This window comes from Streptomyces hamibioticus, assembly GCF_047946815.1.
Classification (GTDB): domain Bacteria; phylum Actinomycetota; class Actinomycetes; order Streptomycetales; family Streptomycetaceae; genus Streptomyces.
In genome coordinates, this window is record NZ_JBKKQY010000001.1 from 833,784 (window position 1) to 846,862 (window position 13,079).

The window sequence follows — 13,079 nt, forward strand, 5'->3', positions numbered from 1 at the left end:
CACGCCGTTTCGCGGTACGCGGACGCCGGCGGAACGCGGTACGCGAGTACCCACCTCCGCGGCACACGAGACGTGTGACGTGTTGGCGCGAAGCGGCCCGGCACGGACGTGGTCGCTTGGCGGGCCCTGGGCACGGGAGGGCGCACAGCCGTACAGGAGTGATCCGGGTGGCCCGCATCCGGTGTGTCACCGAGTCGCCGGGATGCACAGGCGGCGTGTTCGTGCCGTATCCGGGAGGGCAGCCTCACGCGGTGACGGGAGGGCAGCCTCACGCGGTGACGGACAGAACCTGCGTCTGGGGCCGGACTACCGCCCCCTGGCAGCCGGAGACCGCCTGTCTCCCACCCGCACGACGACGGGAAGTCCAGCCGGGCCGGGTGCGGATTCGGAGGGACGGGACGCCCGGCTGAGGGCCGGCGCCCCGTCCACGTCACCGGACCGGCGGAACCGGTCGGGTGGCGAGGTGAGTCACGGCTTCTACCCGGCGCTGTCCTCGGGACCCGCGCCGGGGCGGTCCTTCCGGTGCCGGGTGCCGGGCAGCGCCTCCTGCAGCTTGGCCTTGAGACCCTGTTTGATCATGGAGCCGCGGTCGCTGTCGCCGCGCAGAACGGCTGCGGCGGCGGCCTCGATCTGGTCCAGCTCCGCGTGCGGCGGGATGGGCGGCACCGCCGGGTCGGTGCGGAAGTCGATGACGAAGGGCCGGTCGGCCGAGAGCGCCCGGTCCCAGGCCGACTCGACCTGCTCGGGCTTCTCCACACGGACGCCCTCGAGCCCGATGCGCTGCGCGATCTCCGCGTACGGCAGGTCGGGAATGTGCTGCGACTCCTCGAACTGGGGCGCGCCCTCCATGGCCCGCATCTCCCAGGTGACCTGGTTGAGGTCGCCGTTGTTGAAGACGGCCACGATCAGACGCGGGTCGGCCCACTCCCGCCAGTACTTGGCGGCCGTGACCATTTCCATCATGCCGTTCATCTGCATCGCCCCGTCACCGACGAGAGCGATGGCCGGACGGTCCGGGTGGGCGAACTTCGCACCGATGGCATAGGGCACACCCGGCCCCATGGTGGCCAGCGTGCCCGACAGGGAACCGCGCATCCGGCCGCGCAGCCGCAGGTGGCGGGCGTACCAGTTGGCGGCGGAACCGGAGTCCGCGGTCACGATGGCATCGTCGGGAAGCCTGCCGTCGAGCGCGTGCGCCACGTACTCCGGGTTGATGGGGTCGGCATCCACGGCGGCGCGGCGCTGCATGACCTCCCACCAACGGGCGACGTCCTTCTCGATCTTCTCGCGCCAGGCCCGGTTCTCCTTGCGGCGCAGGTGCGGCAGGAGCCGGCGCAGCGTCTCGCGCGCGTCGCCGACGAGGTTCGCCTCGAAGGGGTAGCGCAGGCCGATCATGTGCGGGTCGATGTCGATCTGCACGGCCCGCGCCTGGTCCAGTTCCGGCATGAACTGGGTGTACGGGAAGCTGGAACCGATCATCAGGAGCGTGTCGCAGTCCCGCATCAGCTCGTACGAGGGGCGGGTGCCGAGCAGACCGATGGCGCCGGTGACGTACGGCAGGTCGTCGGGGAGGACGTCTTTGCCGAGCAGCGCCTTCGCGACGCCGGCACCGAGGACGTCTGCCAGCTCCTCCACCTCGGCACGGGCGCCGCGAGCGCCCTGACCGATGAGGACGGCCACTTTCTCGCCCGAGTTGAGGATCTCGGCGGCCTGCTCGATGTCCGCGTCGGCCGGCACCGGGGCGTACTGGCTGAGCCCCATGCTGGACGGCACCATCTTGAAGGCGTGCGTCGGCGGGCTGTAGTCCAGTTCCTGCACGTCGGCGGGAATGATGATCGCGGTGACGGTGCGCTTGGCGTACGCGGTGCGCATCGCCCGGTCGATGAGGTTCGGCAGCTGCTCCGGCACCATCGCCGTCTCGCAGAACTCCGAGGCCACGTCCTTGAACAGGTTCTGCAGGTCGACTTCCTGCTGATACGAGCCGCCCATCGCGCTGCGGTTGGTCTGCCCGACCAGCGCGACGACGGGCACATGGTCGAGCTTGGCGTCGTACAGGCCGTTGAGCACGTGGATCGCCCCCGGGCCCGAGGTCGCCGCGCAGACACCCACCTTGCCGGAGAACTTGGCGTACCCGACGGCCTGGAACGCGGACATCTCCTCGTGCCGGGACTGCACGAACTTCGGCTGGTTGCCGGCGCGTCCCCATGCGGCGAGCAGAGCGTTGATGCCGTCGCCGGCATAGGCGAAGACGTGGTCCACCTGCCATTCACGCAACCGCTGGAGGATGTAGTCGGATACCTTCATATTGGCCTCGGCCTTCCGTTTCCGCCGGTACGCGCCTTCTCGACCCGGCCGTTGCATCGCGTTTGGGGAGCCTGACGGGTTACCGGACGACCGCCATGGCAAACATCACGGCCCGGCCGGAGGCGGGCGGCCGGCCGGACAGCACCGCACCAACTCCTCCAGCCGGTCAGGCGAGCCAGGCTCCCGTGGAGAGTTCCGGGTGCGCCCCGCGGGTGGTACGAGCCAGGGCGACCGCGCTGGAGACAAGGCCGACGTGGCTGATGGCCTGCGGGAAGTTACCGAGAAAGGTGCCGTCCGAGGGATCGATCTGCTCCGGCAGGAGCCCGAGATTGGCGCGGGAGCAGAGGTTCTCGAACAGCTCGCCCGCCCGTTCCGTGTGCCCCTGTCCGGTGAGGTTGTCCACGAGCCAGAAGCTGCACAGCAGGAAGGCGCCTTCCGGCTCGTGGTCCATCCCGTTCCGGTGAGCGCTCCGGCAGGTAGCGGTGGAGCAGTCCGTCGCCGGCGCCCAGCTGCTCGATCACCGCCTGGCAGGTGGCCGCCATCCTGGGGTGGTCGGCCGGCAGCACCCGGCGCAGGGGCAGGGCGAGAACGGAGGCGTCGAGGGCACTGCCCTCACCCAGGTCCCCGGTGAGAGCGCGGATTCGGTCGTCCCAGGCATGGTGGAGGATCCGCTCGGTCAGGTGACCGGCTTGGCGTGCCCACTTGTCGGTGTCGCCCGGCAGGTTCAGCCGGCGGGCGAGCCTGGCGGCTCGGTCGAGGGCCACCTGGCACATGGCGGCGGAGTAGGTGAAGGGCTTGCCGGGCGTACGGACCTCCCAGATGCCGTGGTCGGGAGTGCGCCAGGCGTGCCCCGCTCGGTCGACGAGACCGGCCAGCCAGTGCCACAGCTGGTCGTCGAAGTCCCCTCCGGTGGCGGCCCACTGGAAGGCGCAGTCCAGGATCTCCCCGTAGACGTCGTGCTGCGTCTGCTCGACGGCCGCGTTTCCCCAGCGCACGGGGGCGGAGCCGCGATAGCCTTCGAGTCCCTCGTCCACGGCTTCCGGCGGAGGAAGGTTGCCGTCGACGTCGTACAGCACGTGCGGCCGGTGATCGCCCCGGGCGGCGGTCAGGGCCCAGTCCAGGAAGCCGCCGGCCTCCGACGGCAGGCCGATGCGGCGCAACGCGAAGACGGAGTAGGCGGCGTCGCGGATCCAGGAGTAGCGGTAATCCCAGTTCCGCGTTCCGCCGATGTGTTCGGGGAGCGACGAGGTGGGGGCGGCGATGATCGCCCCGTTTCCGAACACCGGGACGGCTTCGTCGCGCTGGGTGCCACCTTCCTGTCCTACGGGGTGACCGAGCTGATGGGGGGCTACGGCTTTCTCGCCGTGTTCACCACCGCGTGCACGATCCGGGCGGCCGAACGTGCCCACGGCTTCCACAACGTCCTTCACGACTTCGTGGAACAGGTCGAGCGCCTGCTCACCGCGACGTTGCTGCTTCTGCTGGGCGCATTCATCGCACTGGGCGGCCTTGCCCCTCTGACCTGGCAGGGCGCTGTCACCGCGCTGGTGCTCCTGCTGGTGATCCGGCCGCTGTCCGGGTGGGCGGGGCTGCTCGGGAGCCCCATGCCCGCCAAGGAACGCTGGGTTGTCGCGGGCTACGGCATCCGAGGCATCGGCTCGCTGTACTACCTCGCCTACGGCCTGGGAGAGCACGACTTCCCGGAGCCGTCCCGGGAGCTGTGGGCGGTGGTGACGTTCACCGTGCTCGCCTCGGTGGTGCTGCACGGCGTCACGGCAGGCCCGGTCGTCGCACGGCTCGACCGGCTGCGGACTGCCGCCACACCCTCGCGACGCGACACCCTATGACGGGCAGCGCGAAGTGACCGAGCCGGACCCGGTGACTGCGTCCGCGGGTGAGAGCGTTGCTCGAGATGCGACTCGAGCCCGACTCCTCACCCGGGCACTCGCCGAACGCAACGGCGGCCTTCGCCTGACGCACGCATACCTGCCCACCCGTGGGAAGCCGCCCTACACCCCCGTCGTGATCTCGATCAGCTCGGGGCTCTGGAGAACGCGCAGGGAGAACCGCCACAACTGGCCCTCCCAGGTGCTCACGTAGACCACGCCATTGACGCCGTCCAGCGCGACGCCGCGCGGGGAGAAGTGGCCGCTGGCTTTGACCGCCTCGCGCTCCTTGCCGCTGGCCAGATCGACCCGGTACAGGACATCGGTCCAATGGTCACCGACGTAGGCCGCGCCCGCGCCGTCCAGCGCGATGCCGCCGCTTCGCCGCGTGGAAGACTTGGCCACCAAGCGCGGCTTGACGGATGGGGTGGCCGTGAGGTCGATCTCCCGCAGACTCCCCGTCTCGTCCTGGTTGCCGGTGTACGCCTTGCCCTTCCCGTCCAGGGCCACTGCCGAGGTGGTCGTCCCCAGGTCTTCGGCGAGCTTCTTCGGCTCCTCCTCCTTCTTCTGCAGATCGACCTCGAACAGCTTCCCGTCCCAGCCGGTGACATACGCCTTCTTGCCCGTCCGGTCCAGCCTGACGCCGTATGCCTGCTGGACGGTGGCGATCTTCTCGGTGTGGCCGGTGGCCAGGTGCACCCGAAGCAGGCGACTGCCACCCGTGTCGGTGACATAGGCGTGACCGTTCCCGTCCAGCGCCACACCGCCGGTCGTGCCCAGGCTGCCCTCCGCGTCGCCGCTCGTCACGACTCGGCGCTTGGTATGGGCGGTGAGGTCCACCCCGTACAGCTTGCCGCCTGCCGTGATGACGTACGCCTTGTCCAGCGACGGGTCCACCGCGACGTCCGGGGCACTCTCCATCCCGCCGGCGACCAGGACGGCGCCTACAGCCTGGTAGGAATCCCCTTTCCATCCCCTTTGGACTTCTTCGCTGATATTCGGCTGGTCCTCGTCGCCGATCTCCGTCGAACTCCTGAACGCTTCCTCCCCGGCCGAGGATTTCGCAGTCGCCGCTGCCATGCTGGATGCCGATCGGGGATCCTCGCTGACTTTGCGCTGACCATCGGCTACCGCTTGGAAGTTCTTGAAATGAGCACCGAGGAAGCCCTTCATGACATCCAGCGCCCCATGTGCCGTCTGGCGCGGATGCCATGGGTCGCGACCACTCTCCAACCTGTGCACATACGCCGAGACGTCTCCCGAGACACTCTCCTCGGCCTCGTCCCAGTCGCCGTCCCCGGCACCGGGAGTGCCTTGCACGATCTTTTCGGCTGATTTTTCGGCGTCACTTGCCCGGTCTTTCCCACTGCTGAAGGCGTTACCGAAACCAGAGCTTTTCGCGGACTCGCCTTCAGCGTCACTGCCGTTGGGTCCGTTTTCCTCGGACATGAGCTTCCCTCCTCGTTTCCTGGGCGGACGTGCGATCAGCTCTTGTAGAACGGCGCCTCCTTCTCACCGATACCGTCACTGAGTTCAAGCTTCTCCAGTTCGAAGACCTCGGCCTCCCCGGCGAGGACGGAAACAATCTCAGCCTCTCCCTTTTGGGTGAAGTATTTTTTGCCGTCCTCGATCAGTTCGAGAACATCGACCGTCCGCGCAACAACTTGATAGTATTTCTCGGGAACAGTTTTGCCACTCTGATCCCGGGTCTGTGCGCGTTTCCGTGTTTCCGCTTCCTCTCCCTCCATGTTCTGGATACTGTCGTACTCGACCGGCTCTTCGTAATACAGCGCGACAAGCCCGCCGAAGGTGATGGGAAGTTCGTAGTCGAACTTGCTCACCTTGCGGCGTTGCGTGGCCCTGACGACTGCTCGGCTGTCCACCGTTCCGCTGAGCGAGAACGAACCCTTGAACTGGGTCGTGAAGGAACCGCTGACGGAAGCACTGATTCCGAGCATCAGCTGCGCAGACAGTTCCCCGGTGCCCGTGGCGGTACCCGTGGCCGTTGTCGTGCTTGTCGCCTGCGACTGGGACTCCACATCGACACCCTGATTGTCTTTGCTGTTCTTCAGGGTGACCTTGTGCGACTTGTTCATCGCCATGCTCTTCTGCAGTTGCTGCTGCAGTGACGCGGTGGTTTTTGCCCCGAACGTGAGCTGCACCTGACCTTGGAGCGACCAGCTGATGGTGTTCGAGACCGAGAACTCGAAACCGGCGGTCCACGTAACCGGTCGAGGGTCGGTCCGGTTGACGAACGTGTTCTCGTAGATGACGTCAGGAGGCGGCTGCTGAATGTCGCTCCGCTCTTCGATCAGCGGCACACCCATATTCATGTAGGTGTTCCACCCCTGCTTGTGCGCCGAATCCTCTGGGGGAAAGGCGCCATACGTCACCTTGTTGATGGAGAACCCGACAGGGGCGATCCATCGGTCCGGCTCGCCGGGTGAGCCCTTCTTGACCTTCCCCCTTACCTTGTTCCATTTCTCCGCCACCTCACTCCATTCTTGGGGCTTTTCTTTCATCTGACTCATGTCCTCCCATTCTTTCCACTTCCTCAGAATGGAAGGTGGCTCGCCGGTGAGAATATTCAGCTCCCTCTGGTTCTTCCGTGTCAGTGGGTGGCGCATGAACCTCGTGGGCTTGTAGGTCTTGCCCACTACGTGTTCGCTGCCGGTGTCGGTTCCGGAAGGGTTACCCATGGCCTTCATGCCTCCTTGTGTCGCAGACCTGATAGCGCAAACGAAGAGAACGGCTTGCAGCGGCCGGTGGTCTCGATCCACGGAGCAAAGTGCGGAGCTTGGTTCCGGCGCATTGCGCTCGGTCCGCACGCCCGGCCACGGTCCAAGGCGTTCCAAGGGCTCTGCGATTTTCTGCACCAGCTCGTTGGATACGAGCTGCCCGGCCACGCGGAGCGGCATTCGTGCGGACTCCCCATGCCGAGGGGCGCGCCGAAGCAAAAAGGCATACGAGTAGCACTCAGGTAGTCATCTGATTATCGGGATTGCTGTTGCTGTCCGGTCCGGGCGAGCCCGTACCCTCCTTCCGGCCGCCCTCGCCGCGGCCCTCCTCGCTGTGACCGCCTGCGGCTCGGGCGACGAGTCCCCGTCCGCCGGCGGCGCGGTCACCTCTCCCTCAAAGGCGTCTTCCCCTGCCCAGCCGCCCGCCGGCTCCCACGACAGCGGCAGCGGGTCACAGGGCGCGAAGGTCCCCGAGTCGCTGAACTTCACCGCGACCACGGTGGACGGCAAGCCGTTCGACGCGAAGACCCTGGCGGGCAATCCCACCGTGCTGTGGTTCTGGGCGCCCTGGTGACCCACGTGCAAGGGCCAGGCCGCCGCAACCGCCGAGGTCGCCGCCCTCACCGGCTGAACCGCCATGGCCGACCTGCACCTCGCCCTCGCGCTCGGCGCCGTGCGCCGGCGCACGGCGGGAGTCGCCCGCCCGCCGCGGCTGCCGGCCGCTGCCGCAGGTCAGCGGAGCCTTCCTCGCGGCTTCAGTGGTGTCGCCGGCAGCTCGGGAGCCGGTAGCGGCGCCCCGTCGTACCCCTTCACCTCACCGAATACCGACCCTTCCATCCAGTCCCGGCGCGCCTGCTCGATCTCCTCCTGGGACCGGCCGATCCAGTTCCAGAACATGACCAGCTCCTCCTCGAACGGCTCGCCGCCCAGCAGCATCAGGCCCGCCTCCGACTCGGCCCGCAGCGGGAGTTCGGTGCGGCCGCAGCCGAGGTAGAGCATGGAACCCGGCAGTACCGGCACGCCGTCCACGTGGGTCTCGCCGGACATGGCGAGCACCGCGTACTCGAAGTCCGCCTCCAGCGGCACGCGGACGTCCGCGCCGCGGGCGAGGGCCAGGTCGGCGCCGACCAGGGGCGTGTACGTGGTGCCGGGCGAGGTCGTGCCGTCCAGGGTGCCGAGGAGCAACGTGGCCGTCAGACCCGGGGCGGTGACGGCCGGCAGGCCGGTGTGGTACTCGAAGTGCGGTGCGGTGTGCCGGTGGGCGTCCGGAAGGGCGATCCACAGCTGGGCGCCGTGCAGGAAGCGGGCGTGGGAGCGGGGGCTCTCCTCCGAGTGGCTGATCGCCCGGCCGGAGGTCATCAGGCCCAGCTCGCGGGGGCGGATCGTCTGCAGGCTGCCGGTGGAGTCCCGGTGCAGGACCTCGCCCTCGTGCAGCCAACTGACCGTCTGCAGGCCCATGTGCGGGTGCGGGGGCACCTGCATGCCGGGCTCGTCGGCGATGTCGTCCGGACCGTAGTGGTCGACGAAACACCAGGCGCCCACCATGCGGCGGCCCAGGTTGGGCAGCAGCCGGCGGACCTCGGTGGACTCGCCGAGCGGGACCCGGCGAGGGCTGAGGAGTTCGCGCACGGGCTCCGCCACCACGAATCCGCGGCCGCCGCAGACCGCGGGAACCGCCTGGCGATCGAGATTGCTCATGGCGACAACCTAGCCCCGGGCCGGCCCCGCGTCAGTCCGGTTCCCCTCTCCGGCACCCGTCGACACCCGGGGACAGCCGGGTGCCGGAGCAGACCGGGCCGCGACTGCTGCACGCGCGCTCCTACTACCACTCGGCCCAGCCGCGGCGCGGAGGCCGAACTGCGCACCGTCGTCGAGCGTGACCCCGTGGAGCACTACGCGCGCCTGATGCTGGGCCACACCCTCCGACGGCAGGGGCGGCAGGAGGAGGCCGAGCCACGGCTGCGGATCGCCGCCGCGCCGGCCGGCGACTTCGCCGGGAGCGCCCGACGGGCACCGGTGCCCGGTTCCGGACGACGGGACCGGGCGCCGGGGTGGCCGGCCGGCCCCGGTTCAGCTTCGCGGGGCCGTTCCGGCGTCCCCGTAGGTCCTGCGCCCCCGCCGGTACGCGATCTCCCCGAGGAGCACGTCCACCGCGAGGAAGGCCGCCAGCGGAATGCCGAGCAGCGGGACGAAGTAGCCGATGACGGCCACGGCGGCCAGGAGTGGCACCAGGAGCCGGGGCGGCACCTGCTGCCAGGCGCCGCGCGGGACGGGGCGGCCGAAGGCGGAGCCGCGTCCGCGCTGCCACCACATGCGGTAGCCCCAGACGATGAGCAGGACCAGGGCGAGCGCGAGCAGTATCAGGGCGATCTGGTTGGCCAGGCCGAACAGGATGCCGGTGTGCAGGTCGATGCCCCAGCGGGTGAGCTTGGCGAGCACCGGGTAGTCGGCGAACCGCAGGGTGTCGGTGACCTCACCGGTGGCCGGGTCGATCGCGACCGAGTCCTGCTTGGTGGGCCAGCTGCGCTGCACCTGCTTGACGACGTACGCCGATCCGGGTTCCGCGGGCGGGACGATCTCCACGGGGTCGCCCAGGCCCTCGGCGCGCGCGGCGGCCAGCACCTTGTCCAGGCCGACGCCATGACCGGCGGCACCGCCGGAGCCGGCTGCGGCACCGCCGTGGCCGGCGTGCTCGCCGCCCGCCGCGCCCGCCGACACCGACGGGGTGGTCTGGCCGAGGGACGTGCGCAGTTCGTCGATGTGCGCCCCGGCATACGTCGACCAGGTCAGACCCGTCGCCGACAGGAAGACGAACCCGGCCGCCGCCCACGCGCCGACCGTGCCGTGCAGGCCGAGGGTGCGGCGCCGCCCGCCGGTGCCCCGCACCTTGCGCCGGGCGCGGTGGCGGGCGAACCAGAGCACCAGGCCGCCACCGGCGATGACCCACAGCCAGCTCGCGGCGAACTCGCTGTACAGGCGGCCCGGTTCACCGAGGTGCAGGTCGCGGTGGAACTCGTCGATCCAGGTGCGCAGCGGCAGGGCGCCGGTCGAGCCGTACTGTTCGAGGGCGCCCTCGACGGTGCCGGTGTACGGGTCGACGAACACCGCGAGCGTGCGGTCCGCGTCGACTCCCTCGACCCCGGACAGCAGCACCCTGGTGGTGACGTCGGCCTCGGGGGACGGGCGTATCGCCGACACGGTGCCCTCGGGATGGGCCGCACGCGCGGCGGCGACCTGCTCGGACACCGGCAGCTTGCGGTCGCCGACGGGGACGGTCAGCTCATCGGCGTACACGACCTTCTCGGCCTGGAAGGACGCGGCGTAGAGCAGGCCGGTGACGGCGGCGACGAGCAGGAACGGGGCGACGAACAGCCCGGCGTAGAAGTGCAGGCGCAGGACGAGGGGGTACAGCGGGGAACGGCGGCCGGGGGGCGGTCCGGCCGGGCCGGCGGTGGGCGGGGCCTCGTCCGCGGGCGTCGAGGGGGCGGTGGTCATCGGTACTTTCTCCGGGGCGTGGGGGAGCGTGGCGGTCCAGTGGTCGGGGCGCGGGCGGCGCCGGTTCCCGACGGAGTGTGTGGCGTGGGCCACAGGCGGCGCGGATGGGTGCCGGGTGCCGTGGCATGCTGGCGCGATGGGAACTCCGAGTGCGCGCGTGCCTCTTGCCGAGCAGGTCGAGGAACTCCTCGCCGCCGGCGGTCCGTTGCCCGTCGTCCCGGCCGGCGATCCGGTCCTGCGGCAGGGCACCGAACCCTTCGACGGGCAGCTGGAGCCCGCTCTGTTCGGCCGCTTCATCGACGCACTGCGCCTCACCATGCACGCGGCGCCGGGTGTCGGACTGGCCGCCGTGCAGGTCGGGGTGGCGCTCAGGGTCGCGGTGATCGAGGACCCGGCGCCGGTCCCGGAGGAGGTGCGCCTGGCGCGCGGGCGGGTGCCGCAGCCGTTCCGGGTACTGGTCAATCCGTCGTACGAGCCCGTGGGCGACCGGCGGGTCGCGTTCTACGAGGGCTGTCTGAGCGTGCCGGGCTGGCAGGCCGTGGTGGCGCGACCCGAGTCGGTACGGCTGACCGCCCGGGACCAGTACGGCCGCCCGGTGGACGAGGTGTTCACCGGCTGGCCCGCGCGGATCGTGCAGCACGAGACGGACCACCTCGACGGCAGGCTGTACCTGGACCGGGCGGAGCTTCGTTCGCTGGCGTCGGCCGGGGCGATGGCGGAGCGCTGGACGCAGCCGACGCCGGAGGAGGCGGCGCGGGCGCTGGGATTCGAGCTGCCCTGATCCGGCGATCCGGCCTTCAGCCTGATCCGACCTGGTCCTGACCCGGTCCCGACCCTGGCCCTGGCTCTGGCCCTGGCCCTGACTCACAGTGGCCGCCCGGCCCGCTCCGGCCTACCTCCCCCCGCCTGACCTGCTCCGACTTGCGGTGAGGGGAAAATCGCAGGCGCTCGCGACGGCGCCTGCGTTACCTTGGCCGCATGTCGACGCCCCGCATTTCCTAGCTGAGGACCCGGTTCCACGCCACCCGTGTGTCCTTCTGCTTGTTCGGAGCGTCTCCTCATGATCGCCGTCCGTGACGCCGACGTGCGCGTCGGCGCCCGTCTGCTGCTGTCCGGCATCTCCTTCCACGTCTCCCCCGGTGACCGCATCGGCCTGGTGGGCCGCAACGGCGCCGGGAAGACCACCCTGCTCAACATCCTCGGCGGCTCCCTGCGGCCCGCCGCCGGGACCGTGACCCGCACCGGCGGCGTCGGCCACCTGCCACAGGACTCCCGCGCCGCCGACCAGTCGGTGACCGTCGCCGACCGCATCCTGTCCGCGCGGGGCCTGGACCGGGCCGTGCGCGCACTGCGGCGGGCCGAGGCGGCGATGGCCGATGGCTCGGCCCGTTCCCTGAACGCCTACGTCCGCGCCGAGGCCGATTTCCAGGCGCGAGGCGGGTACGCCGCCGAGGCGGAGGCCGCCCGGGTCGCGGCGGGCCTCGGGCTGCCAGCTGAGTACCTGGAGCGTCCCCTCGCCGCCCTGTCGGGCGGACAGCGTCGCCGGGTGGAGCTGGCCCGGATCCTGTTCGCGGACCACGACACCCTGCTGCTGGACGAGCCCACGAACCACCTGGACGCCGACTCGGTCGCCTGGCTGCGTGGCTTCCTGGCGAACCGTCCGGGCGCGCTGGTGCTGATCAGTCACGACACCTCGCTGCTCGCCGAGACCGTGAACCGCGTCTTCCGGCTCGATCCGCGGCGGGCGGCGCTCGACATCCACAACACCGGCTGGAACGCCCACCTGGCCCGGCTGGACGCCGACGAGCGGCGCCGGGCGCGCGAACGGGCGAACGCCGAGCGCAAGGCGGCGTCACTGCACGCGCAGGCCGGCAAGATGCGGGCGCGGGCGTCGACGGCGGTCGCCGCCCGCAACATGGCCCGCCGCGCCGACCGCATGCTGGCCGGGCTGGAACCGGTCCGGCGGTCCGAGAAGACCGCCCGCATCCGGCTGCCCGAGCCGGCGCCCTGCGGACGGATTCCGCTCGGCGCGGTGTCACTGACCCGGTCGTACGGCGGCCGGCGCGTCCTCGACGGCGTCGACCTGGCCGTGGGCCGGGGCAGCCGGCTCGTGGTGCTCGGCCCCAACGGTGCCGGAAAGACCACCCTGTTGCGCCTGCTCGCCGGGCGGGACACGCCCGACGGCGGCCGGGTGGTGCACGGGCACGGCCTGCGGCTCGGCTACTTCGCCCAGGAACACGACACCCTGGACGCCGGGCTGACGGTGCGCCGGCAGCTGGCGGCCGTCGCGCCGCACCTCACCGACGGCGAGGTGCGGCACGTACTGGGCTCGTTCCTGTTCACCGGCGACGACGCCGACAAGCCCGTGGGCGTGCTGTCCGGAGGGGAGAAGACCCGGCTGGCCCTGGCGGGGCTGGTGCACTCCGGCGCCAACGTCCTGCTCCTGGACGAGCCCACGAACAACCTCGACCCGGCCTCGCGCGCCGAGGTGCTGGCCGCGGTGGGCACGTATCCGGGCGCGATCGTGATGGTCACCCACGACCCGGAGGCCATCGAGGCGCTGCGTCCGGACCGGGTGCTGCTGCTGCCGGAGGCGGAGGAGGACCTGTGGAGCGAGGACTACCTGGAACTGGTGCCGTCCGCCTGAGGCGCGGGC

9 protein-coding genes and 2 pseudogenes are annotated in these 13,079 nt (G+C 70.4%); 5 read left to right on the top strand and 6 right to left on the bottom strand.

Annotated elements, in window-relative coordinates; genetic code table 11:
• Window positions 1-477: 477 nt before the first annotated feature.
• Window positions 478-2,304 (bottom strand): thiamine pyrophosphate-requiring protein, encoded by a 1,827-nt coding sequence (locus ACLGIH_RS03820; RefSeq protein WP_416523786.1) that lies wholly within the window; start codon window positions 2,302-2,304, stop codon window positions 478-480.
• Window positions 2,305-2,579: 275 nt separating this feature from the next.
• Complete coding sequence (locus tag ACLGIH_RS03825) at window positions 2,580-3,587, bottom strand: glycoside hydrolase family 15 protein (RefSeq protein WP_416523787.1); 1,008 nt, start codon at window positions 3,585-3,587, stop codon at window positions 2,580-2,582.
• Between ACLGIH_RS03825 and ACLGIH_RS03830 the strand changes: the two are divergent.
• A pseudogene (locus ACLGIH_RS03830) lies at window positions 3,576-4,151 on the top strand (cation:proton antiporter domain-containing protein); the annotation flags it as partial. The gene ACLGIH_RS03825 and the pseudogene ACLGIH_RS03830 overlap by 12 nt on opposite strands.
• A gap of 162 nt (window positions 4,152-4,313) precedes the next feature.
• Here ACLGIH_RS03830 and ACLGIH_RS03835 read toward each other — a convergent pair.
• Both ACLGIH_RS03835 and ACLGIH_RS03840 read right to left on the bottom strand, forming a co-directional pair.
• Entirely contained in the window at window positions 4,314-5,639 is a 1,326-nt protein-coding gene (locus ACLGIH_RS03835; protein ID WP_416523788.1) for an NHL repeat-containing protein, read from the bottom strand.
• 35 nt (window positions 5,640-5,674) lie between these two features.
• The gene (locus ACLGIH_RS03840) at window positions 5,675-6,898 is read right to left on the bottom strand and encodes a gluconolaconase (protein ID WP_416523789.1); all 1,224 of its coding nucleotides are present in this window, start codon (window positions 6,896-6,898) and stop codon (window positions 5,675-5,677) included.
• 364 nt (window positions 6,899-7,262) lie between these two features.
• Here ACLGIH_RS03840 and ACLGIH_RS03845 point away from each other — a divergent pair, with 364 nt between their 5' ends.
• Window positions 7,263-7,502, top strand: coding sequence for a thioredoxin domain-containing protein (locus tag ACLGIH_RS03845; RefSeq protein ID WP_416523790.1), 240 nt, complete (start codon window positions 7,263-7,265; stop codon window positions 7,500-7,502).
• Between the two features lie 158 nt (window positions 7,503-7,660).
• Here ACLGIH_RS03845 and ACLGIH_RS03850 read toward each other — a convergent pair whose 3' ends face one another.
• Window positions 7,661-8,626 carry a pirin family protein gene (locus ACLGIH_RS03850; protein WP_416523791.1) on the bottom strand — a complete coding sequence of 322 codons (966 nt, stop codon included), beginning with the start codon at window positions 8,624-8,626 and terminating at the stop codon, window positions 7,661-7,663.
• 80 nt (window positions 8,627-8,706) lie between these two features.
• Between ACLGIH_RS03850 and ACLGIH_RS03855 the strand changes: the two are divergent.
• A pseudogene (locus ACLGIH_RS03855) lies at window positions 8,707-8,920 on the top strand (tetratricopeptide repeat protein); the annotation flags it as partial.
• Window positions 8,921-8,998: 78 nt separating this feature from the next.
• Here ACLGIH_RS03855 and ACLGIH_RS03860 read toward each other — a convergent pair.
• Window positions 8,999-10,423 (bottom strand): PepSY-associated TM helix domain-containing protein, encoded by a 1,425-nt coding sequence (locus ACLGIH_RS03860; RefSeq protein WP_416523792.1) that lies wholly within the window; start codon window positions 10,421-10,423, stop codon window positions 8,999-9,001.
• Between the two features lie 136 nt (window positions 10,424-10,559).
• Here ACLGIH_RS03860 and ACLGIH_RS03865 point away from each other — a divergent pair, with 136 nt between their 5' ends.
• Both ACLGIH_RS03865 and ACLGIH_RS03870 read left to right on the top strand, forming a co-directional pair.
• On the top strand, window positions 10,560-11,204 hold the full coding sequence (locus tag ACLGIH_RS03865; RefSeq protein WP_416523793.1) for a peptide deformylase: 645 nt from the start codon (window positions 10,560-10,562) through the stop codon (window positions 11,202-11,204).
• Window positions 11,205-11,483: 279 nt separating this feature from the next.
• Complete coding sequence (locus ACLGIH_RS03870) at window positions 11,484-13,070, top strand: ABC-F family ATP-binding cassette domain-containing protein (RefSeq protein WP_416523794.1); 1,587 nt, start codon at window positions 11,484-11,486, stop codon at window positions 13,068-13,070.
• The last annotated feature ends 9 nt before the right edge of the window (window positions 13,071-13,079 follow it).